The organism is Pseudomonas auratipiscis, from assembly GCF_036324085.1.
Lineage (GTDB): Bacteria > Pseudomonadota > Gammaproteobacteria > Pseudomonadales > Pseudomonadaceae > Aquipseudomonas > Aquipseudomonas auratipiscis.
Window position 1 is genome coordinate 16,050 of record NZ_JAZDCU010000024.1, and the last position, 23,524, is coordinate 39,573.

Genomic DNA, 23,524 nt, shown 5'->3' on the forward strand with positions numbered 1-23,524 from the left:
GCATACATTAGCAGGATTTGCCCGGTTAGCGGCTATTGACCCGCTGTTCCAGGAGAATCCGGTTGGACAACGAAATCAGCTCGCCGTCATCGGTCAGCAGGGTCGTCTTGACCGTGCCGATCTCCTCGATTTGCCCTTCGACCTCTCCAACCTGCACGTGTTGGCCCACCTGGTAAAGCTCTCGCACATAGATTCCGGCCAGAATCTGTCCGGCAATTTCGCGACTGCCAAGGCCCATTGCCAGCGCAACGGCCAGACCAACGGTAATCAATCCAATGACAATTACGTGGTTAAGCAGGTCGGTTTTGACCTCGAGCTGGCTGATTGCCACTGAAATACTGATGATAATGACCAGGCCCTGGGCGATACGCCCAACACCTGCGGCGTAATCCAGACCAATACCTTCTGCGGCACCGCGCACCAAGCCATTGACCAGTTGTGCCAACAGTACGCCTGCCAGCAGCACCAACGCTGCGCCGAACACTTTCGGCAGGTACAAAGCCAGCATGTCCAGTGTTGCCGAAACTCGCTCAAGGCCCAGGGACTCCGCGGCCGAGACAAGGAAGATCAACAGCACGAACCAGTAGACGATTTTGCCGATCAAGGTCGAAATCGGCACCTGGATGCCAACCCGCTCAAGCATTTTGGTCAAACCGGTGCCGCCCATCAGGCGATCCAGGCCCAACTTGGCCAACAGTTTGGACAGCAAGGTGTCGAGCAGCTTGGCCACGACGAAACCCAGCAGCACTACAACCAGAGCACCAAACAGATTAGGGATGAAGTTCGCCACTTTGGTCCACAACGCGGTCATCGCGGCGAGCAAGCTCTGGGTCCAGAGATTAAGTTCCATATTCAGTCGGCCTTATCAGCTTTACGAGCGGTAGCATTCCGGCGGACCGGCGCAACATGCGCCGAACCATTGTTGACGGCGATCATCAGTGCCTGGCTCCAACGGCCAAGCAAACTGAACAGATCACCCGCGCCTACCTGGCGGTTGGCGGTTTTGAGGACGCGGCCAAGGCAGGCATCGTCGTCGCGGTCATTACCGGACGGTGAAGCCTTGAGCAGGTCTCGCAGGGATTCTTCAAACGGATCGTGCATGGGCACCTCGCGCAATATCAGTCAAAGACGAGGACGCTTGCGCATGGGTCACATGAACGCTGCGGGCAGTTTGTGACTGGATGTTCACCAAATTCATCGACTCACACCCAGCGCAGGCGGCGGAACAGCCACCATTGCCCTAGCGCGAGACCCAGTACCAGCAGGCTGGCAAAGAGGAAACCATACGGGCTCTGCGACCCCGGAATACCCCCGACGTTGATGCCCAGCAGGCCGGTGACGAAACTCATGGGCAGGAAAATGCAGGTGATGATGCCGAACCGGTACATGGTTCGGTTCATTCGTTCGGCACGACGACGGTCTTCACTTTCCAGCACCAGCGCTGCACGTTCGCGAGTCAGTTCCAGCTCTTCGAGGTAGCGAATGAGGCTGTTGTTCAACTCGTTCCAGTAATCGGCGTCGTCTTCAGCGAACCAGCTCCACTTGTTGCGCGCAAGCTGCGCATACAACTCGCGCTGCGGTGCGAGAAAGCGCCGCAGACCCGCAGCGCGACGGCGAATCTGCTGCAAGGAACCCTGCTCTGGGGCATAACGGGCGTCGGCTTCGAGCTTCTCTTCTTCCAGATCGACCACTTCAGACAAGTCGCTGACCAACGCCTGGACCTTCTCCGTCAACAACTGCGCCATGCTCAACAACAGTTCGGAAGCGGTTTTCGGCCCGCGGCCGTCTGCCAGTTGCTGCAACACCTCGTCACTGGCGCGCAGAGGCCGCAGGCGCAGCGAGATCACGCGTTGCGCCTGGGCGAAAATACGCACGGAGACCATGTCTTCTGGCTCCGCCCCCGGATTGAGATTGACGCCGCGCAGAAACAACAACATCTGTTCCTCGGGCAGGGCCAGCAGCCGCGGGCGGGTGTTTTCTTCGAGGAGCAAATCGCAGGCAAACTCGCTCACGCCGCTGTCATGCCGCAGCCAGGTACGGGTTTGCGGATGACTACGGTCCCAGTGCAGCCAAAGGCTCTGCTCAGGCTGCAACTGCAGGTCGTTGAGTTCGGTTCGAGCTATCGAACGCGCACCGCCCTTGCCATCGAGCACCAGGGCATGAACCAGCCCCCACTGCGCGTTTTCTTCCTCGAACATTACTGCTCCACTTTGCGGATCCAGCGTTTATTCCGGCATTTTCAACGGGCTTGGCGACACGATAACGCCATTGTTGTCAGCGTAGATGTACTCGCCCGGACGGAACGTTACGCCGGCAAAGCTCACCACAACGTTAAGATCACCAATGCCGCGCTTGTCGGTTTTCATCGGGTGGCTGGCCAGAGCCTGCACACCGACATCGGTCTGGGCAATGACATCCACGTCACGAATGCAACCATAGATCACCAGACCTTCCCAGCCGTTCTTTGCCGCCTTTTCCGCGAGCATGTCGCCCAGCAGCGCCCGACGCAGCGATCCACCGCCGTCTACGACCAGCACCTTGCCCTTGCCATCATGGTCAACCTGCTCTTTGACCAGAGAGTTGTCCTCGAAGCATTTGATGGTAACGATTTGTCCACCAAAGGAGTCACGACCACCGAAGTTGCTGAACATCGGCTCCAGCACCTGTACCAGTTCCGGGTAGGCGTCGCACAAATCGGGCGTTAGGTAATGCATGGGTAACTCCTGTCGGTTGCCAAGACAATGGATATAGATGTCACAGTGTCATTGATGAGACGAGGTGCAGCGATGCGGCTTTAGTCATCTTAACGATAACCAGGCGCAGGCGAAACGCTTGGTACGCCTTCTTCGAGCACGGGCGATAGCGGATTGTGCAGCCAGCGCTGAACCAGCGGCCAGACTTGCACCTGGGCCGGCTTGCTGACCAGCATATCGACGTGACCAAAATTGTCGAAGCCTTCCTCACGCCCCAGACGGACAAACTGCTTGTGTTCGCAACCCAACTGCTCGAACAACTTGCGGCACGCCCACACCGGGTCCTGATAATCACCGGCAGCGGCGACAACCAGCGCAGGCACGTCTATCTCGGCAAGGCCGGCCCACCAGTCATTGTCTTTTTCGCCAAAGCGTCCGAACAGGCCAAACCAGCGCATGCTTTCCAGCGCTAGACCAATAGGCTCGTCCTCCGGCCCGCGCTTGAGCCTTGAACCGGAAATTTGCGCAAAGCGCTTGAGCAGCAGACGCCCGCCCCACTCCACTGGCGGAAATTTCAACGGCCAGTAGGTACGGCTGACCTGCGTGCCAAAAAACGCGGCACTCGCCACTTGCTCGGCCCCCAGATACTTGCCACCCAGAGCAGCGGCCAGAGTAGTGCCACCCAATGAATGGCCGACCCAGTGCGCAGCACGACCGCACTGCTCACTGACAAAGGCAGCGATTGCTGGCAAGTCATAGTGGGCATAGTCGGCGACGCGATTATGGCGATAGTTGCGATTGCGCAGCGACAGGCCATGACCGCGCATTTCCGGAATCCAGACATCGAAACCGGCGCGCGCCAAATAGGCGCCCAGGCCGATGCCTCGCGGCGAATACCAAAATCGTCGGTTGGAAAAACTGCCATGCAGCAGAATGACTGGCACACCACGTACTTCGGGCTGATCCGACAGTCCAAGACGGGTGACCGCCAGTTCAACGGTGCGATCGGGGCTGTTACCGGCCTTGATCCGGTAGACGTCTTCGCTCAGATCACCCCGTCGCTCGGCACTTAGCAAGGCCACGGGAAAAAGAGTACTGCTGCTTTGCATAGGTTTCTTGCACGAAAAAGGGCGGGAACCATCACTGGAACACGCCCTGGAATACGGTCGAAACCTTCACCGACCTCCGGCCAGGTGAAGGTTCCGGTTCAGCACATCAGTTCGCTGCCTGACCTTCAGCCAGGAAGAACCAGGTCTCAAGTACCGAGTCCGGGTTGAGCGAAACGCTCTCGATGCCCTGTTCCATCAGCCACTTGGCCAGATCCGGATGGTCGGATGGGCCCTGGCCGCAAATACCAATGTACTTGCCCGCCTTGTTACAGGCTTGAATGGCGTTGGCCAGTAGCTTCTTCACTGCAGGATTACGCTCGTCGAACAGGTGAGCGATGATGCCTGAGTCACGGTCCAGGCCCAGGGTCAGCTGAGTCAGGTCGTTGGAACCGATGGAGAAGCCGTCGAAGTACTCAAGGAACTCTTCGGCGAGAATGGCATTGGACGGCAGCTCGCACATCATGATCACGCGCAAGCCGTTGTCGCCACGGGCCAGGCCATTTTCAGCAAGCAAGTCGACCACTTGGCTGGCTTCGCCCAGGGTACGCACGAACGGCACCATGATCTCGACGTTGGTCAGGCCCATTTCGTTGCGCACGCGCTTGAGTGCACGGCACTCGAGTTCGAAGCAGTCACGGAAGGTTTCGCTGATGTAGCGCGAGGCACCACGGAAGCCCAACATCGGGTTTTCTTCTTCCGGCTCATAGAGTTTGCCGCCGATCAGGTTGGCGTATTCGTTGGACTTGAAGTCCGACAAACGCACGATGACCTTCTTCGGCCAGAACGCTGCAGCCAGGGTGCTGATGCCCTCGACGAGTTTCTCGACATAGAAGCCAACTGGATCGTTGTAGCCGGCAATGCGCTTGTCGACGCTTTCCTTCAACTCTGCCGGCAGGCCGGCGTAGTTCAGCAGCGCCTTGGGGTGCACGCCGATCATGCGGTTGATGATGAACTCCAGGCGCGCCAGGCCGACACCGGCGTTTGGCAACTGGGCAAAATCGAACGCGCGGTCCGGGTTGCCGACGTTCATCATGATCTTGAAGGGCAGATCAGGCATGGCATCGACCGAGTTCTTGCGAACGTCGAAGCCCAGTTCGCCCTCGAAGATGAAACCGGTGTCGCCTTCGGCGCAGGATACGGTCACGCCCTGGCCTTCCTGCAGCAGTTGGGTGGCATTACCACAACCCACTACAGCCGGAATACCCAGTTCACGGGCAATGATCGCTGCGTGGCAGGTACGGCCGCCACGGTTGGTAACGATGGCGCTGGCGCGCTTCATCACCGGTTCCCAGTCCGGGTCAGTCATGTCCGAGACCAGCACGTCGCCTGGCTGGACCTTATCCATCTCCGAGACGTCCTTGATGATACGGACCTTGCCGGCGCCAATACGCTGGCCAATGGCACGACCTTCAACCAGCACTGTGCCGGTTTCCTTGAGCAGATAGCGCTCCATGACGTTGGCTTGGGCGCGGCTCTTCACGGTTTCAGGACGCGCCTGAACGATGTACAGCTTGCCGTCATCACCGTCTTTGGCCCACTCGATGTCCATTGGGCACTGGTAATGTTTCTCGATGATCATCGCCTGCTTGGCCAGTTCGCTGACTTCAGCGTCGCTCAGGCAGAAACGGGTACGGTCGGCCTTGTCGACATCAACGGTCTTGACCGAGCGGCCAGCCTTGGCTTCTTCGCCATAGACCATCTTGATGGCCTTGCTGCCCAGGTTACGGCGCAGGATAGCGGGACGGCCAGCCTCCAGCGTGCCCTTGTGGACGTAGAATTCGTCCGGGTTTACCGCGCCTTGCACTACGGTTTCGCCCAAGCCGTAGGCGCCAGTGATGAAGACCACGTCACGGAAGCCCGACTCGGTGTCGAGGGTGAACATGACCCCGGCAGTTCCGGTTTCCGAACGCACCATGCGCTGCACACCCGCCGACAGCGCTACCAGCTTGTGATCGAAGCCCTGGTGGACACGGTAGGAAATGGCGCGGTCGTTGAACAGGGAAGCAAATACTTCCTTGGCCGCGCGGATGACGTTATCGACACCACGGATGTTCAGGAACGTTTCCTGCTGGCCGGCGAACGAGGCGTCTGGCAAGTCTTCGGCGGTAGCCGAGGAACGTACGGCCACAGCCATGTTCGGGTTGCCCTGGGACATCTCGGCAAATGCGCTGCGAATCTCTTCGTTCAGACGCTCGGGAAACTCGGCTTCCATGATCCACTGGCGGATCTGGGCACCGGTTCTGGCCAGGGCATTGACGTCATCGACGTCCAGCGCATCGAGCGCGGCGTGAATCTGTGCATTGAGCCCACTCTGCTCGAGAAAATCACGGTACGCCTGAGCCGTAGTGGCAAAGCCGCCGGGGACCGATACACCGGCGCCCGCGAGGTTACTGATCATCTCGCCGAGGGATGCGTTCTTGCCCCCCACGTGCTCCACATCATGGACGCCGAGCTTATCGAGGGAAACTACGTACTCTACCAAGGTGATCTCTCCACTAACTGTATTGGAAAAGCTCAGGTCGCCCGCCTGCCTACTCTGGCTTGACTGGGCGCTTGTGGCCTGGACCTGGAAAATAAGTGAGAATGCCGAACGCGATGTTCGGTAAACCGAACCTATCATATCCAAGAATTGTCATCAGCTTAAGGCCCAAGGCGCAAATGAAACGATCTGCTTTCTTTATCTCCGATGGCACCGGCATTACAGCCGAGACGCTGGGACAAAGTCTTCTCGCGCAATTCGATACCATTCCGTTCAATAAATTCACACGTCCGTACATCGACAGCGTGGAAAAAGCGCGGGTGATGGTACAACAAATCAACAGCGCCGCAGAAAAGGATGGTGTTCGGCCGATCATCTTCGACACGATCGTCAATCAGGATATCCGTGAGGTCCTGGCGACCTCAAATGGCTTCATGATCGATATCTTCTCGACCTTCCTGGCCCCGCTGGAGCAGGAGTTGACAGCGCATTCTTCCTACTCGGTGGGCAAGTCGCACTCCATCGGCGGCAACTCCAACTACATGGAGCGTATCGAGGCGGTCAACTTTGCGCTGGACAACGACGATGGCGCCCGAACGCATTACTACGACAAGGCGGACTTGATCCTGGTAGGGGTTTCGCGCTGCGGCAAAACGCCGACTTGCCTGTACATGGCCATGCAATTTGGCATCCGTGCGGCCAACTATCCGTTGACCGAGGACGACATGGAGCGCCTGCAACTGCCCCAGGCCTTGAAAAACCATCAGCACAAACTGTTCGGTCTGACCATCGACCCGGACCGGTTGACCGCCATTCGTCATGAGCGCAAGCCTAACAGTCGCTATGCCAGCTTCGCCCAGTGCGAGTTCGAGGTGCGTGAGGTGGAGAATCTGTTCCGCCGCGAAAACATTCCGAACATCAACTCTACGCATTTTTCGGTTGAAGAGATTGCGGCGAAGATTCTGGTCGAGAAAGGTGTGGAGCGGCGGTTCAAGTAAGGGTGGCACACGTGGCGATGGGCATATCCATTTGATGCCGTGGCGCTACTGGAGCCACCCCCAAACAAATCGCAAAACCATCAAACAAAAAAAGCCCCGACAAATGCCGGGGCTTCTTCATTTCAGCGCAACGTCAGGAAGGCACTACCGCCGCCTGCCCGCTCATGGCCAGATCCACCAGTTCGCGGTTCGCCACCGCGTACATGGCGTAATCAGTCCCCGTGGCAGCCCGCAACTCGTCAAGCATGACACGCCAGCGATTGACCATCACACGGTGCTGATCCAGCCACAGATTGACCCGGGCATCCATATCTTCCGGAGCATCAGCCATCTGCAACACCGAAATGGTGATCGCCCGCTGCTGCAGGTCGATATCATCGCGGAACGCCTCGCGAGCCAGGGCCTGCCAGTTGTTCTCCACCGCCAGGTTACTGATTTCCTGCAAGTACCAGGTCAGATCCAGCGCACTGCCAACCGCAAAGAACGCCTTGGCCACTTCAGCCGGATCCTGACCGGTAACATCGGATGCCTCGATAATCGGCAGCAACGTGTACAGGTGCGTTGTACCGGCAACCATCCGCGCCAGCAACTCCGGCACACCCGCATCGACGAAGCCCTGGTAACGGGTCATCCAACGCTCACGGGTCGGCCCTTCGAGCAACTCATCGAGCTTAAGACCCAAGGCTGCGATTTTCGGCCCAAAGTGTGCTACGTCGCGCCCAGCGTCCTGCTCGTTGCGACGGCTACGCAGGAACCAACGGGTGGCCCGACGCCCAAGACGCATCAGTTCGTCCATCAGGGTCAACTGGATTTCAGCAGGCACTTGATAGTCCAGCGCCTCGATCTGACGGAACCAGTGCGGCAGGTGGAAGATATCCCGCACAATCACGTACGCACCCGCGACATTCGCCGGGCTCATGCCGGTGGACTCTTTCAGACGCTGAACGAAGGTGATGCCCATGTTGTTGACCAGATCGTTGGCGATCTGGGTGCTGACGATTTCACGCTTGAGACGATGACGACGCATCGCCTCGGCGAATTTGCTCACCAGCGACGGCGGGAACGCGGTTTCCATGTCGCGAGTCAGATAATCGTCATCCGGCACCAAAGATTTGAGCAGCGCTTCTTTGAGGTCGATCTTGCTGTAGGAAATCAGCACTGACAGCTCGGCACGGGTCAGGCCCTGATTGGCCGCCAGGCGCTCGGCCAGTTGCTCTTCAGTTGGCAGGAACTCGATGGCACGATCCAGCTTGCCACGGCTTTCCAGATCAGCCATCAGGCGCTTGTACTCGGCAATGCGCTCACGGGCACGACGAGCAGCCAGGGACAAAGCCTGCGTCTGCTTGTAGTTGTTACCCAGCACCAGGCCCGCCACTTCGTCGGTCATGCTGCCGAGCAACTGGTTACGCTGTTTCTCGGTCATGTCGCCGGCCTGCACAACTTCGTTGAGCAGGATCTTGATATTGACCTCATGGTCGGAGCAGTCCACGCCACCGGCGTTGTCGATGAAGTCGGTGTTGGTGGCGCCACCATTGAGACCGAACTCGACACGACCCAATTGAGTCATGCCCAGGTTGCCGCCCTCGCCCACCACCTTGCAACGCAACTCGTTGCCATCGACCCGCAGGGCGTCGTTGGCCTTGTCGCCAACATCGGCGTGGCTTTCTTCACTGGACTTGACGTAAGTGCCGATACCGCCGTTCCAGAGCAGGTCTACCGGCGCCTTGAGCAAGGCATTGAGCAATTCGGTCGGGGTCAGTTTGTCGGCCTCGATGGCGAAACGCTCTTTCATCTGCGGGGTGATCGCGATGCTTTTCGCGCTGCGCGGGAAGATCCCGCCACCTTCGGACATGATGCTGGTGTCGTAGTCGCTCCAGGCTGAACGCGGCAGATCGAACAACCGTTTGCGCTCGGCAAAGCTGCTGGCCGGCTCAGGGTTCGGGTCGATAAAGATATGCAGGTGGTTGAAGGCGGCCACCAATTGCAACTTGTCGGACATCAGCAAGCCGTTACCGAACACGTCACCGGCCATGTCGCCGACACCTACCACAGTGATCGGATCTTCCTGGACGTTAATACCGCGCTCACGGAAGTGGCGCTGCACGCCTACCCAGGCACCACGGGCGGTGATACCCATTTTCTTGTGGTCATAGCCTGCAGAACCGCCGGAGGCGAATGCATCGCCAAGCCAGAAGCCGTAATCAATGGCAATGCCGTTGGCGATATCGGAGAAGGTCGCGGTGCCTTTGTCGGCAGCCACTACCAGGTAAGGATCATCATCGTCGTGACGCACGACGTTGGCCGGCGGAATCAGTGCGCCGTCCTTGAGGTTGTCAGTGATATCCAGCAAACCGGAAATGAAGATCCGGTAGCAGGCGATGCCTTCTGCCTGAATGTCGTCGCGGCTGCCACCCAGCGGCAGACGACGTGGCAGGAAGCCGCCTTTAGCGCCGACCGGCACGATGACCGAGTTCTTCACCTGCTGGGCTTTTACCAGGCCCAGCACTTCGGTGCGGAAGTCTTCCTCGCGGTCCGACCAGCGCAGACCACCCCGGGCGACGTTGCCAAAGCGCAGGTGCACACCTTCCACGCGTGGCGAGTAGACAAAAATTTCGAACTTGGGGACCGGCTTGGGCAGTTCCGGAATCAGTTTGGGGTTGAATTTGAAGCTGAAGTACGACTTGTTCTGGCCCTGGGCGTCCGTCTGGTAGAAGTTGGTACGCAAGGTGGCTTTGATCAGGTCCAGGTAGCGACGCAGGATGCGGTCTTCGTTGAGCACCTGCACATCATCCAGGGCCGACAGAATGGCCTGCTCCAGACGTTGTTGCTTGTCGTCGAGATCATCGCCGCTCAGCTTGCGTGCCAGGTAGAAGCGGGTCTTGAACAACCGCGTCAACTCGCGCGCGATGTCGGTGTGGTTGTTCAGGGTGCTGGCGATGTACCCGAGGTCAAAGCCCAGGCGGATCTGCTTGAGGTAGCGGGCATAAGCACGCAGAAGTGCCACATCGCGCCATGGCAGGCCGGCCGTCAGCACCAGGCGGTTGAAGGCATCGTTTTCGGCATCACCTTGGACAATATGGACAAAGGCGTCCTGCAGGGTGTCATTGAGCTGCTGAATATCCAGATCCAGACCTTCGCTGTAGGTGAAGGCAAAATCGTGAATCCAGAACTCGCGACCATTGGCATGGCGCAGGTGATACGGGAACTCGCCAAGCACGCGCAAGCCGAGGTTTTCCAGGATCGGCAGCACGTCCGACAGCGCCAGCGGCGTATCGGCGTGGTACAGCTTGCAGTGCAACTGGCGCTCACCGAGCTGGGTCAGGGGCTGGTAGAAGCTCATCACCAGCGGTTTGCGCTCGGACAGGTTCAGTAGGTGCTGCATGTCGACCACAGCCGAATGCGCAGCGAAACGCTCGCGATAACCGGCCGGGAAACCTTTCGGGAAGTCAGCCAGGACGTTGGTGCCTTGGGCTTCACCAAAGCTTTCGACGGTCAGGCTGGCATAGTCGTCCTGCCACGAACGGCAGGCTTGGATCACTTCGTTTTCCAACTGCTGCGGGTCGATGTCGATACGGTTTTTCGGATCAACGCGCAAGATCAGTTGCACCCGCGCCAGCACCGACTCCGAGAAGAAGGTCCAGAACTCGCAATCGCTGGCTTTCAAGCGATCCATCAATACTTGCTGGATCTTCTGCCGCACTTCGGTGGAGTAGATGTCCCGCGGGACGTAGGCCAGGCAGTAGCAGAAACGGCCGTACGGATCCTTGCGCAGGAACACGCGAATCTTGTTGCGTTCCTGGATTTGCACGATCGACATCACGGTGGTGAACATCTCATCCACCGGCGTCTGGAACAGATCGTCGCGCGGCAACACCTCCAACACCTGAGCCAGCTCCTTGCCCAGGTGAGCCTTGGGATCGAAACCGGAGCGGCGCTCGACTTCTGCCACCTTGCCGCGGATATACGGGATCGAACGCACGCTCTCGCCGTACACCGAAGAGGTGTACAGGCCCATGAAGCGGCATTCCTTGATGACTTTGCCGTCGGCGTCCAGTTGGCGGATCGAAACGTAGTCGGGGTAAGCCGGACGGTGTACGCGACTTGGGTAGGCGGCCTTGGCAAAGGACAGCAGCAACGGTTCGTTGAGGTAGTTGACCGCGTAATCTTCGATGCGCAGGTCTTCAGCGGTGAGGCCGGCGCGCAACAAGCGGGTCAGGCCCAGGAATGACTGCTCGTCATAAACCAGTTGACCGCCCTGGGCGTCAGCGCGGACGACGAACTCTTCATAACCGAGGAAGGTGAAATGGTTGCCCAGCAGCCACTCCAGGAAGTCCTTGACCTCGGCCTTCTCAGCCTGGGCCGGGGCGTAGGCCGTCTGCTCGACCAGCGCCAGCAAATCACGCAGCTTGGCCTTCATGGGTTCGAAATCGGCTACAGCGACACGCACCTCGGCCAGTACCTGTTCCAACTCGCGAGTCAACACATTGAGTTCGGCGGCATTGGCGCAGCGGTCGATTTCCAGGTACATCAGCGATTCTTGCGAGACGCCTTCGCCGTGAGTGCCCTTGGGAAGAATTTCCAGCAGCTCGCCCTTGGCCCCGCGACGGGTGCTCAGGACAGTGGTTTGCAGGGTATGGATGCTATAGCCGCGACGGTTGAGCTCGGTGCGTACCGAGTCGACCAAAAAAGGCAGGTCATGGTGCAGGACTTCGACCGCTGTGTGGGTCGACTGCCAACCGTGACGTTCGTAGTCAGGGTTGTAAACGTGAACCTGCGGCTGGGCAGCGTCGAAGCGCTCAATGATACGCCAGGCAGAGAGGGTGCAACCGGCCAGGTCCGACATGCGACGCTGGGTGAGTTCGTCAAGAGAGATGATGCCGAAGAACTGTTCGGCGAACAACGCCACTTGTGGCAGTGCCTGTTCGCTGATGTGCTGCGCCAGGGCCGCTTTCAGTTGATGCTGGAAGTCGGCTTTGCTGGCTGCGGTGAAAAACGCCATCTGTGGTACTCCGCTGGGCTTGTTTTTGAGTGAAGCGTCGCGCACGTCCGCCATCTACGGATCAACGATAGCCAACCCGTAGCAGGAAGACGGTAAAACCATAAGAACAGGCGCAAAACGCGACTCATTGGTCACATTTACCAATTCCGCGGATGGGCATCTGCAAAAACGACTGCTTCAACGAGCTGTGTCTTTACGGGTGACCATCGACAGCGCAGCTTAACGAGTGCTCGCCCGCCCCTGCTTGCAGCGCTGCGACATATTCGGTCATTGAGGTGCAACTGCACGTTTATACACAGGCCGAAGACTGTCAGAATCGTCTTCCAACTTATTGATCGAGCCGCCCATGCAACTGACCACCGCCCTGCTCTTCGCCACCCCCTGCGATGATGAAGAAGACAACATGGCCACTCTGTGCTGCCACAGTGACAAGGGCCAGATGTTCCTGATGACCCGCTACCCGGACGAAGACACGGTGGACATCACCCTGGACGACGAGCCCTGCACCATCGACGGCTTGAAAGTCACACTCAGTGCCAAGCGCCTGTTGATCGAAGTAGCCCCCGGCGATGTCGATGTCTTCAATGGTGATGATCATCTGGAAATCAGCCTGAGCAGCGACGGCACAGACCTTGCCGAGGTTGAAGAAACCCTGCGCAACATGCTCGACGGCACCGGCACCTACGTCAGCGAGCTGTAATAGCGACGACGATTTCTTGACAAGAAACCGCCTCGAAGGCATTGTCTGACAACCTGATTAATGAGCAATACCCCATGCTTGAGCTTCAGCGCCCCGATACGCTGGTAGAACGCGTCGTCGGTGCCATCCGTGCAGAGATCGATTCCGGGCGGCTGGCCGCCGAATCGCGCCTGCCCACCGAACAGCAACTGGCCGAGCAACTGAACGTCAGTCGCTCGGTGGTGCGCGAAGCAGTGGCCCAGCTCAAGGCCGATGGTGTATTGATCGCCCGCCGTGGCCTGGGGTCGTACATATCGCAAACCCCAACCGGTACCGTTTTCCGCTTCCCTTCCGCTCAAGGCCGCAGCCCGGACCTGGTGCAGATGTTCGAAGTGCGCTTGTGGATCGAGACCCAGGCCGCCTCGGTTGCCGCCCAGCGCCGTGATGCTGTCGACCTCGCTCGCATGAACAAAGCCTTGCAGGAAATGCTCGATAAACGCAGTGACTTTGCTGCAGCGGCTGCCGCCGACGTCGAGTTTCACCGCGCCATCGCCGAAGCCAGCAAAAACGATTACTTCGTGGCTTTCCACGACTTTCTTCGTGGCCAACTCGCTGCCGCCCGCAAGACCGCCTGGGAAAACTCGGCCGCCCATTCGGTAGGGGGCTCGGCCGATGCCAACCGCGAGCACCAGGCGCTGTACCAGGCCATTGCCGATGGCGACCGTGACACCGCCGCCGCGTGCGCCGAGGCTCACCTGCATGCCTCGGCAAAACGTCTGAAGCTGGAACTACCCAACATCAATTGAAATTTGCACCGTGCCGTAGATAGCGGGCGCTGGCTGACAGCGCCTTTTGTTTGACCTACTTAGTCTGACAACCTGATAAGCAGACTCTCTGATAAGAACAAGCCAAGGTGACACCTGCATGATTTACGACTATTGCATCATCGGCGGCGGCATCGTTGGCCTCGCCACCGCCATGGCGCTACTCGAACGCCAGCCCGGCGCTTCCCTGCTGATCCTGGAAAAAGAAGCCAGCCTTGCCAGGCACCAGACCGGTCACAACAGCGGCGTTATTCATGCTGGCATTTACTATGCGCCAGGCAGTCTCAAGGCTGATTTGTGCAAGCGCGGTGCCGAGGCCACCAAGGCGTTCTGCACCGAGCACAAGATCAAGTTCGATGTCTGCGGCAAACTGCTGGTGGCCTCCACGCCGCTGGAAGTGCAACGTATGCAAGCCCTGTATGAGCGCTCACAGCAGAACGGCCTGAAGGTCGAGCGCCTGGACGCTGCCGAGTTGCAACGTCGCGAACCGAACATCGTCGGTCTGGGCGGACTGTTTCTCGACGCCACCGGCATCGTTGACTACAAGCAGGTGTGCCAGGCCATGGCCGGCGTAATCCAGGCCGCGGGGGGCGAAATACACCTGTCAACGACAGTGCGCGCAATTGTCGAAAGCACTGACAGCGTCACCATCAGCAGCGACGACAAAGCCTGGCGCACCCGCCAGTTGGTGGCCTGCGCCGGCCTGCAGTCGGATCGCCTGGCGGCACTGGCCGGGGTCAAGATCGATCATCAGATCATCCCGTTTCGTGGCGAATACTTCCGTTTGCCGGCCAGCAAGAACGACATCGTCAATCATTTGATCTATCCGATTCCCGATCCGGAGCTGCCGTTCCTCGGCGTGCACCTGACCCGCATGATCGACGGCAGCGTCACCGTTGGCCCCAACGCGGTATTGGGCCTGGGCCGGGAGAACTACAACAAGTTCTCGATCAACTGGCGCGACGTCGCCGAGTACGCACGCTTCCCCGGCTTCTGGAAAACCATCTGGGCCAACCTCGGCTCCGGCACTACCGAGATGAAAAACTCCCTGTTCAAGGGCGGCTACCTTGAGCAATGCCGCAAATATTGCCCATCCCTGAACATTGAAGACCTGCTCCCCTATGAGGCCGGCATCCGCGCCCAGGCGGTAATGCGCGACGGCACCCTGGTCCATGACTTTCTGTTCGCCGAGACGCCGCGCATGGTGCATGTCTGCAATGCCCCCTCGCCTGCCGCAACCTCGGCGATCCCGATCGGCCAGATGATCGCCGAGAGGATCTTCAAAAGTCGCTGAAATCCGCTTTAGAACCCGCTTTAGATCATAACTACAAAGACAAAAAGGAACTCGCTGATGACGGTACATGAGGCAGCTGCGGCTGCGACAGAAACCCCGGAACAGAACAAGAAGCGCCTGCGCAAGGTGGCCGCTGCCACTATCTTCGGCTCGATGCTGGAGTGGTATGACTTCTACCTGTACGCCACCATGGCGGCGATTGTCTTCTCGAAGGTTTTCTTCGATCCAAGCAATCCTGCCGTGGCCTCGCTGCTGGCTTTCTCCACCTTTGCCATCGGTTTTATCGCCCGGCCTTTCGGCGGCATCCTGTTCGGCTACCTGGGTGACCGTTTCGGGCGCAAGCAGGTGCTGGTCATCACCTTCTGCCTGATGGGCGTGTGCACCATGTTGATCGGTTTGATCCCAAGCTATGCCTCCATCGGCATCTGGGCCCCGATCATTCTGGTCCTGGTTCGTATTATCCAAGGCCTGGGTGCTGGTGCCGAACTTTCCGCCGCAGCAGTCACCTCCTATGAACACGCCAGTGAAGGCAAGCGCGGAAGCCAGGGTGCCTGGCCGGCCCTGGGCCTGAACCTGGGCTTGTTGCTGTCGTCGCTGACGGTGTATGTGCTGACCATGAACGGCAACGACTTCCTGCTCTCCGGCGGCTGGCGCATCCCGTTCATCTGCAGCATCGTACTGGTCGCGGTCGGCCTGTGGGTTCGCCGCAGCATTCCGGAAACCCCGGACTTCAAAGAACTGGACAAAAGCAAGGACAAAGTCCAGGTATCACCGCTCAAGCTGCTGTTCAAAAATGACCTCAAAGGCTTGGCGGTGGTGTTCTTCGTCGCCATTGGCTACAACGCCCTGAGCTACATTTTCAAAACCTTCTCGCTCGCCTACCTGACCCAGTACAAGGGTGTCGAAGCCCATGTCACTTCGCTTTCGGTCACGATCGCCAGTCTGGTGGCTATCGTCGCCGTGCCATGTTTCGGCTGGCTGTGCGACAAGTGGAGCAGCAAGACCGTACTGATGCTCGGCGGGATGCTTTCGATGCTGTTCGCCTACCCGTTCCTGGCCCTGCTCAATACCGGTGAACCGATGATGATCTACCTGGCTATCGCGATCGGTACCGGCATCCTTGCGCCGATGATGTTTGCGCCTCAGGGCTCGTTCCTCAGTCGTCAGTTCCCTACCCAGACTCGCTCCTCGGGCTTCGGCACCGGCCGCGAGATTGGCACCGCAGTGGCCGGCGGCCTGGCGCCGCTTGGTGGCCTGGCGCTGGTGGCCAGCTCCGCCACGCACTCTACCGATGGTGTAGCGGTGATCCTGGCTGTAGCTGCGGTACTGGTAGTGGTATTCGCCTTCTGTGACCAGGGCCGCAAGCACTCCAGCTTCAAGAACTGAGCAATACCCCTGTGGAGATCTCCGCGGCGGACCGCAATGCAGATTCAGCCTTTTTTGACTGCGCTGTGGTCCTTCGCGGAGAAATCCGCTCGTACAGGCCGGGCAAGACCTGGTTTTGCACAAATTTACGCGACGCCGTTAGTCGCCAGGGCCCCGGATGGATTAAAGTATCAGCCCCCGCCCGGGCGCTTTTTGCGACACGCCCTGGCTTTTGTCCAGGAACCTTCAACGATGGAACACCGTGAGGCGCTGATCGCGCTGCGCACTTTTCTTTCCACCCAGATCCTTGGCCAGGAAAAGCTCGTCGAGCGCCTGCTCATCGTGCTGCTAGCCGACGGCCACATGCTCGTCGAAGGCGCTCCTGGCCTGGCCAAGACCAAGGCCATCAAGGAATTGGCAGAAGGCGTTGAAGCCCAGTTCCACCGTATCCAGTTCACCCCCGACCTGCTCCCGGCGGACATCACCGGTACCGAAATCTATCGCCCGGAAACCGGCAGTTTCGTCTTCCAGCAAGGCCCGATTTTCCACAACCTGGTACTGGCAGACGAGATCAACCGCGCCCCAGCCAAGGTCCAGTCGGCATTGCTCGAAGCCATGGCCGAACGCCAGGTCAGTGTTGGCCGCAGCACTTACGAGTTGTCACCATTGTTCCTGGTGATGGCCACGCAAAACCCCATCGAGCAGGAAGGCACTTACCCGCTGCCTGAGGCCCAGCTCGATCGTTTCCTCATGCATGTGAAAATCGGTTTCCCGGATGCCTCCGTGGAACGCCGGATTCTTCAGCAGGCCCGGGGCGAAGCGCTCAATGGTGAAACCAAGCCTGAGCGACGGGTCAGCCAACAAGCGATTTTTGCAGCCCGTAAGGAAATTCTCGGCCTGTACATGGCCGATGCGGTAGAGGAATACCTGGTGCAACTGGTCATGGCCACGCGCACCCCGGGCAAGTTCGACCTGGAACTGGCTGACTGGATTGCCTATGGCGCCAGCCCACGCGGCTCCATCGCCCTGGATCGCTGCGCGCGTGCGCATGCCTGGCTGGCCGGTCGCGACTTCGTCAGCCCTGAAGATATTCAGGCAGTGCTGTTCGATGTATTGCGTCATCGCATCATTCTTTCCTTCGAGGCCGAGGCCGCTGGAATCGATCAAGACCGAGTGATCCAGCGAATCCTCGACGTCGTAGCCGTCGCCTGAACCCATGCCCGAACATTTGTTGGCCGCGCCCGGAATCCGTATCAGCCTCGCTGAGCTGATCGAGATGCGTCATCGTGTGCGGGAGGTGCAACTGTTTTCGCGCCCAGGCCAGCGCAGCCCGCTGGTGGGCCTGCACCATTCCAAGCTGCGTGGACGCGGTGTCGATTTCGATCAGGTACGGGTCTATCAAGCCGGCGACGACGTGCGCAATATCGACTGGCGAGTCACCGCACGTACCCAGGAGCCCCACACCAAGCTCTTTCATGAAGAACGCGAACGGCCGATTTTCATTCTGGTCGAGCAAAGCCAACGGCTGTTCTTCGGTTCGGGGCTGATGTTCAAGTCGGTGCTCGCCGCCCAGGCGGCCGCCCTGATTGGCTGGGCCGCCCTGGGTCACAACGATCGCATTGGCGGACTGGTGTTCGGTGACAACGAGCACTACGAGATCAAGCCACGGCGCAGCAAGCAAAGCTTATTGCAACTGCTCAACCGCCTGGCTCGGGTCAACCAGTCCCTGCATACCGAAGCCCAACCCCAGGCCGACAGCCTGGGCCTGGCTCTGCGTCGCGCCCGAGAAGTCCTGCGTCCAGGCAGCCTGGCCATTATCATCTGCGACGAGCGGGCTTTGAGCCCGGCGGTAGAGCAGCAATTGAGCCTACTGTCGCGCCACTGCGACTTGCTCCTGCTGCCGTTATCGGACCCCCTCGACCACGCCCTGCCCGCCGCCGGACTCCTGCGTTTCGCCCAACACGGCGCGCAACTGGAACTCGACACCCTCGACCCGACCCTGCGTCGCAGCTACCGTCAACAGAGCGAGGCACGAATCGAGCGCTGGGAATTGCTGGCGCAAAAACTGCGGGTGGTGCTGATGCCGTTGAGCACACAAAGCGAAATGATCGAGCAATTGCGCGAGTACCTCAACGCGCAACGACCGGGGAAAGGCCAGTGAACCCACTGGACCAACTGCAGCCACTGATTGCCCCGCCACCCATTGGCTGGTGGCCATTGGCGCCTGGCTGGTGGGTACTGCTGGCGCTGCTGCCGCTGATCGGTTGGGGCATGTGGCGGCTGCGTCACTGGCGGCCAGGTAGAAAGCCCATGGCCCGCGCAGAAATGCCCCTGGACCCGGTTCGCATCGAAGCACTGGCTGAGCTTGCGCGCCTCCCCAAACCCTACGACGGACAGCCGGCCGGCGCCTGGTTGCAGCAAATCAACGCCCTGCTCAAACGCCTGTGCCGCAATCACTACCCCGGCAGCCACAGCCACACCCTCAACGGTCGCCAGTGGCTGGCCTTTCTCGACAACCGTTGCCCGGCGGCCGGTCTGACCCGCTGGATGGTGTTGGTCGAGGGGGCATACAAGCCTGAATGCAAACTTGATGACAAGGCCATCGCCGGCCTCAACCAAGCCGTCGAAACCTGGATTCGCAAACATGTTTGAACTGGCCTGGCCGTGGGTTTTCGTCCTCTTGCCGCTGCCTTGGCTGGCGCGCTTGCTGCTGCCGGCTGCCGACAGCGGCGAGCCGGTGCTCAAAGTCAGTTTCCTCAATGAGCTGGAAGGCCTGGCCGGCCGTCGCGCCCGCCTGAATCTGCCGACCTGGCGCCAACAGGCGCCGTTTGTGCTGGTGTGGCTACTGTTACTGTTGGCCGCAGCCCGCCCGCAGTGGCTGGGCGAACCGCTGCCGGTAGCGGCCAGCGGCCGCGACCTGTTGGTGGCCGTGGATGTTTCCGGTTCCATGGACTTCCCAGACATGCAGTGGCAGGACGACGAGGTCAGCCGCCTGACACTGGTAAAGGCCTTGCTCGGCGACTTTCTCGAAGCGCGTCAGGGCGATCGCGTCGGCCTGATCTTGTTCGGCAGCCAAGCTTACCTGCAAGCACCACTGACGTTCGACAGACACACCGTGCGCACCTTCCTCGATGAAGCACAGGTTGGCATCGCCGGCAAAAACACCGCCATTGGCGATGCTATTGGTCTTGCACTCAAGCGTTTGCGTCAACGCCCGGCACAGAGCCGCGTACTGGTGCTGGTCACCGACGGGGCCAACAACGGTGGGCAGATCCATCCGCTGACGGCGGCGCGCCTGGCAGCCCAGGAAAACGTGAAAATCTACACCATCGGCATTGGTGCCGATCCGGAAGAAACCGGCACCGCCGGTTTACTCGGGCTCAACCCGAGCCTGGACCTGGATGAAGCCTCACTCAAGGAAATTGCCAACCTTACCGGGGGCAGCTACTTCCGTGCCCATGATGGCGAGGAGTTGCTGGCCATTGATGAAGCCCTGGACCAGCTTGAACCCGTCGCCCAGCAGCCGACCCAGGCGCGCACTGCCCATGCGCTGTATAGCTGGCCACTAGCTCTGGCGCTATTGCTCAGCGTGCTGCTGGTAATCCAGGAACAATGGCCGGACAACAGGTTGCATCGTCTGCTGCGCCGACCGAATTTTCTGGTCCCGCATCCGCAGTGGCGTGAACGACTGGCGCGTCTGCGCCTGAGGAGACGCCGATGATCGAGCTATGGCCGCAATGGCTGCGCCCTGCCTGGCTGATTGTTCTGCCGCTGCTTGCCTGGTTGCTGTTCAAGCTCTGGCACCGGCAAAAGCGCGCCGGGCGCTGGCAGATGATTCTGCCCCCCAGCTTCCACGCGGTGCTCCTGGGCGGCGGCAACGGTCGCAACAGCAAGTTGCCGTGGATAGCCTTGGGGCTGGCCTGGTTGATCACGGTACTGGCGCTGGTCGGCCCCAGTTGGCAACGCCTGGAAGAAACCCGCCAGCGCCCGGCCGACCCGCTGGTGGTCCTGCTCGAACTGACGCCGCAAATGCTCGCCGAGGATGTTGCGCCCAACCGCCTGGAGCAGGCCCGACGCAAAATCCTCGATCTGCTGGAGCATCGCCGCGACAGCCAGACGGCAATCATCGTCTATGCCGGTAGCGCTCATACCCTGGTTCCGCTGTCGGACGACCTTGCCACCAGCCGCAACTTGCTCGAAGCCCTTACCCCCTCGATCATGCCCCAATCCGGCCAGCGCGCGGACCTTGCCGTACGTAAAGGACTCGCCCTGCTGGCGCAAGCCGGCCTCGGCCAGGGACGCCTGTTGCTGGTAGGCTCATCCTTGAGCCCACAGGAGCGTGAGGGCATCAACCAGACCCTCGGGCGCCAGGGCCCCAGCCTGCTGATGCTCGGCATCGGTACCGCCCAAGGCGCGCCCGTAAAGCAGGCCAATGGAGAATTCCTCAAGGACGACCAGGGTGGCATCCTCATGCCGCGCCTGGACAGCGCCAGCCTCCGGGCATTTGTCGCCAGTACCGGTGGCCGCTACCGCAACGCCCGCATCGACGACCTCGATCTGCGCGGGCTACGTCTGTTCGAAAACCCGAAAAGCCAGCGCGATGACGGTCAGACCCTGCAATTGGACAGTTGGGCCGACCAGGGCTACTGGCTGCTGCTGCCCCTGTTGCTGCTGGCCGCCTGCGCCGGTCGCCGCGGCTGGCTGTTCTGCCTGCCACTGCTGCTGGTACTCCCGCAACCGAGCTATGCCTTCGAATTCAGTGACCTGTGGCTACGTCCCGACCAGCAGGGGCAGAGGCTCCTTGAGCAACGCCGACCCAACGACGCCGCTCAACGCTTTGAGGACCGTCAATGGAAGGGCCTGGCCCTCTATGAAGCGGGTGATTACGAGGGTGCCGCGCGCCTGTTCGCCCAAGGCAACAGTGCGGCTGACCATTTCAATCGCGGCAATGCACTGGCTCGCAGCGGGGAACTTGAAGCGGCACTGGATGCCTATGAACAGGCGCTGGAGCGGCAACCGGAATTGCAACCGGCGCTGAGCAACAAAGCCCTGGTCGAACAACTGCTGCAACAGCGTCAAGCCGAGCAGCCGGCACGAACGCCTGAACAAAGCCAGCAGAGCGACCCCAGCGCGCAAACCAACACCAGCAGCACGCAGAACAACCAGGACCCGGCCAGCGAACAACCGTCGCAACAGCCCAGTGAAACCAGCAAGGATGAAAGCAACCCCAGCGAACAGGCGCAGAATGTGTCCGGCGAAGGCGACGACGAAGAGACTACTCGCCCCCCCCAGCGCCCACTCGACAGCACCCTGGATGCTGAACAGCGTCAGGCACTGGAACAATGGCTACGACAGATTCCGGACAACCCGGCAGAATTGCTGCGGCGTAAATTCTGGTACGAACAGCAACAACATCAGGAATCCCATCGATGAGTCGCCTCTGTTTTCTGCTACTCAGCCTCATTTTCAGCCTGCAGATTCAAGCCGCAACGCTGCTTGCCAGCGTTGATCGCGCGCGTCTGAATGCCGGCGAAACGCTCGAGCTGACCCTGCAGACCCAAGACGTGACCCAGTTTGGCAAACCGGACCTGACACCGTTGAATGCCGACTTCGAAGTCCGCGATACCCGCCAGGTCAACAGCCTCAACAGCCTTGATGATCAGAGCGCCGCCGGGACTCGCTGGATCATCACCCTGCTACCGCGAAAAAGCGGCAGTATGGAAATTCCTGCTCTGCAAATAGGCGAACTGCACAGCGAGCCGATCAGTCTGCAAGTGCTGACTCAGGAAGCCAACAACGAGAACCACGGCCCGGTATTCATCGATGCCAGCCTCGACCAACCTGAAGTCTACGTACAAGCGCAAGCGGTACTGACCCTGAGCATCTACCACTCGGTGCCGCTGTACGACGACAGCAGCTTGAGCCCGCTGCAAATCGCCAACGCCAAAGTCGAACCGCTGGGCGAATCGCGTACGTTCGAAAAACAGATCGATGGCGTGCGCCATGGTGTGATCGAAATGCGCTATGCAGTCTATCCCCAGCAAAGCGGCGACCTCACCATTCCGACCCTGGTGTTCAGCGCTACCGCTGCCCAAAACGATGCTGAGCAAGAGCTCAACGCGCCCAGGGTCGGCAAGCACGTTCAGGTCAGTTCCACGCCCCTGGTGCTGACCGTCAACCCGATCCCGGCTGACTACCCGGCCAATGCGCCCTGGCTGCCGACCAGCAACCTCAGCCTCGAAGAGCACTGGAGCCCTGATCCTGCGCAACAACAGACTCAGATCGGCGACTCGCTGACGCGCACCGTGACCGTGCAAGCCGAAGGTCTTTCCAGCGCGCAGTTACCCCCCTTGCCGGCCATCGAAGTCACCGGCCTGCGCCGCTACCCTGACCAGCCGCAATTGCGCAATCAGGTTACCGACCGAGGCTTGCTGGGGATTCGTGAAGAACGGGAAGCCCTGGTCCCGACCCACAGCGGCAGCCTGGAACTTCCCGCCCAGGAGGTGTACTGGTGGAACACCCGTGAAGATCACCTGGAGCACAGCAGCCTGCCAGCGCGCAGCCTGCAAATTCAGGACAACCCGGCCCTGAGCGCCGACAAGCCGACCAATATCGATCCGGTCAGAGTGACCACACGCCCACTCTGGCCTTGGCAATTGAGTACCCTTTTATTCGCCCTGACCACGCTGCTCGGCTTTGTCCTATGGTGGCGCGCCCGTTCACAACCGGCGGTTCTGCGCGCTGCCCAGACCGGCCCGAGCCCACGCACCCTGCTCGATGACCTCAAGCGCGCATGCCAGGCCAATGATCCTCAGGCCACCCGCCAGGCCCTGGACGCCTGGGCTCGCCAGCAACCGGAAACCCTGGCGGAGATGGCCGCCCGTTTCATACCGTTGTCCGACGCCTTGGACGGCCTCAATGGTGCCCTCTACAGCGAAAGCGGGCAGTATTGGCAAGGTGATGAACTCTGGCGTGCCATCGGCACCATCCCGGCAGCTGAACAGATCCAGCCGACTGCGAACGAAAACGGCAGCCTGCCGCCGTTGTACCCCAAATAACCCAAAGGCGTGACGCCCCAAGCGTT

18 protein-coding genes are annotated in these 23,524 nt (G+C 59.9%); 11 read left to right on the forward strand and 7 right to left on the reverse strand.

All coding sequences use genetic code 11. The features are described 5' to 3' along the window. Positions 1-25: 25 nt before the first annotated feature. The 6 genes from V0R60_RS24060 to ppsA all read right to left on the reverse strand — a co-directional run bounded on the left by V0R60_RS24060 (position 26) and on the right by ppsA (position 6,284). Entirely contained in the window at positions 26-850 is an 825-nt protein-coding gene (locus tag V0R60_RS24060) for a mechanosensitive ion channel family protein (RefSeq protein ID WP_136475258.1), read from the reverse strand. A gap of 2 nt (positions 851-852) precedes the next feature. Next, positions 853-1,107 (reverse strand): CrfX protein, encoded by a 255-nt coding sequence (locus V0R60_RS24065; RefSeq protein ID WP_371922260.1) that lies wholly within the window; start codon positions 1,105-1,107, stop codon positions 853-855. A gap of 95 nt (positions 1,108-1,202) precedes the next feature. After that, a complete protein-coding gene (locus V0R60_RS24070; RefSeq protein ID WP_136475256.1) occupies positions 1,203-2,198 on the reverse strand; it encodes a zinc transporter ZntB in 996 nt (331 codons plus the stop codon). Between the two features lie 27 nt (positions 2,199-2,225). Beyond that, positions 2,226-2,714 (reverse strand): ribonuclease E activity regulator RraA, encoded by a 489-nt coding sequence (gene rraA, locus V0R60_RS24075; protein ID WP_136475255.1) that lies wholly within the window; start codon positions 2,712-2,714, stop codon positions 2,226-2,228. A gap of 89 nt (positions 2,715-2,803) precedes the next feature. Then, positions 2,804-3,802: an alpha/beta fold hydrolase gene (locus V0R60_RS24080; protein WP_136475254.1), complete on the reverse strand. Its 999-nt coding sequence runs from the start codon at positions 3,800-3,802 to the stop codon at positions 2,804-2,806. Positions 3,803-3,908: 106 nt separating this feature from the next. Further along, a complete protein-coding gene (gene ppsA, locus V0R60_RS24085) occupies positions 3,909-6,284 on the reverse strand; it encodes a phosphoenolpyruvate synthase (RefSeq protein WP_330080824.1) in 2,376 nt (791 codons plus the stop codon). 176 nt (positions 6,285-6,460) lie between these two features. Here ppsA and ppsR point away from each other — a divergent pair, with 176 nt between their 5' ends. Next, the gene (gene ppsR, locus V0R60_RS24090) at positions 6,461-7,279 is read left to right on the forward strand and encodes a posphoenolpyruvate synthetase regulatory kinase/phosphorylase PpsR (RefSeq protein ID WP_136475252.1); all 819 of its coding nucleotides are present in this window, start codon (positions 6,461-6,463) and stop codon (positions 7,277-7,279) included. Between the two features lie 133 nt (positions 7,280-7,412). On the opposite strand, the gene V0R60_RS24095 is transcribed toward ppsR, so the two are convergent. Continuing rightward, a complete protein-coding gene (locus V0R60_RS24095; protein WP_330080825.1) occupies positions 7,413-12,278 on the reverse strand; it encodes an NAD-glutamate dehydrogenase in 4,866 nt (1,621 codons plus the stop codon). A gap of 346 nt (positions 12,279-12,624) precedes the next feature. Here V0R60_RS24095 and V0R60_RS24100 point away from each other — a divergent pair, with 346 nt between their 5' ends. From V0R60_RS24100 to V0R60_RS24145, 10 genes are all read left to right on the forward strand, one after another. Continuing rightward, positions 12,625-12,978, forward strand: a complete 354-nt coding sequence (locus V0R60_RS24100; RefSeq protein WP_330080826.1) for a hypothetical protein — start codon at positions 12,625-12,627, stop codon at positions 12,976-12,978. Positions 12,979-13,052: 74 nt separating this feature from the next. Next, positions 13,053-13,763, forward strand: coding sequence for a FadR/GntR family transcriptional regulator (locus tag V0R60_RS24105; protein WP_330080827.1), 711 nt, complete (start codon positions 13,053-13,055; stop codon positions 13,761-13,763). A gap of 118 nt (positions 13,764-13,881) precedes the next feature. After that, positions 13,882-15,075, forward strand: coding sequence for an L-2-hydroxyglutarate oxidase (gene lhgO, locus V0R60_RS24110; RefSeq protein WP_136475248.1), 1,194 nt, complete (start codon positions 13,882-13,884; stop codon positions 15,073-15,075). A 57-nt stretch (positions 15,076-15,132) separates the two neighbouring features. Then, positions 15,133-16,461, forward strand: a complete 1,329-nt coding sequence (locus tag V0R60_RS24115) for an MFS transporter (protein WP_136475247.1) — start codon at positions 15,133-15,135, stop codon at positions 16,459-16,461. Positions 16,462-16,692: 231 nt separating this feature from the next. Then, on the forward strand, positions 16,693-17,652 hold the full coding sequence (locus tag V0R60_RS24120; RefSeq protein ID WP_136475246.1) for an AAA family ATPase: 960 nt from the start codon (positions 16,693-16,695) through the stop codon (positions 17,650-17,652). A gap of 4 nt (positions 17,653-17,656) precedes the next feature. Continuing rightward, positions 17,657-18,601 (forward strand): DUF58 domain-containing protein, encoded by a 945-nt coding sequence (locus V0R60_RS24125; protein ID WP_136475245.1) that lies wholly within the window; start codon positions 17,657-17,659, stop codon positions 18,599-18,601. After that, on the forward strand, positions 18,598-19,092 hold the full coding sequence (locus V0R60_RS24130) for a DUF4381 domain-containing protein (RefSeq protein WP_136475244.1): 495 nt from the start codon (positions 18,598-18,600) through the stop codon (positions 19,090-19,092). Before V0R60_RS24125 ends, V0R60_RS24130 begins: the two co-directional genes overlap by 4 nt. Beyond that, positions 19,085-20,161, forward strand: a complete 1,077-nt coding sequence (locus V0R60_RS24135) for a vWA domain-containing protein (RefSeq protein ID WP_136475243.1) — start codon at positions 19,085-19,087, stop codon at positions 20,159-20,161. Before V0R60_RS24130 ends, V0R60_RS24135 begins: the two co-directional genes overlap by 8 nt. Continuing rightward, positions 20,158-21,873 carry a VWA domain-containing protein gene (locus V0R60_RS24140; RefSeq protein WP_136475242.1) on the forward strand — a complete coding sequence of 572 codons (1,716 nt, stop codon included), beginning with the start codon at positions 20,158-20,160 and terminating at the stop codon, positions 21,871-21,873. The genes V0R60_RS24135 and V0R60_RS24140 overlap by 4 nt, the downstream gene beginning before the upstream one ends. Further along, on the forward strand, positions 21,870-23,498 hold the full coding sequence (locus tag V0R60_RS24145; protein ID WP_136475241.1) for a BatD family protein: 1,629 nt from the start codon (positions 21,870-21,872) through the stop codon (positions 23,496-23,498). The genes V0R60_RS24140 and V0R60_RS24145 overlap by 4 nt, the downstream gene beginning before the upstream one ends. Positions 23,499-23,524 lie beyond the last annotated feature (26 nt).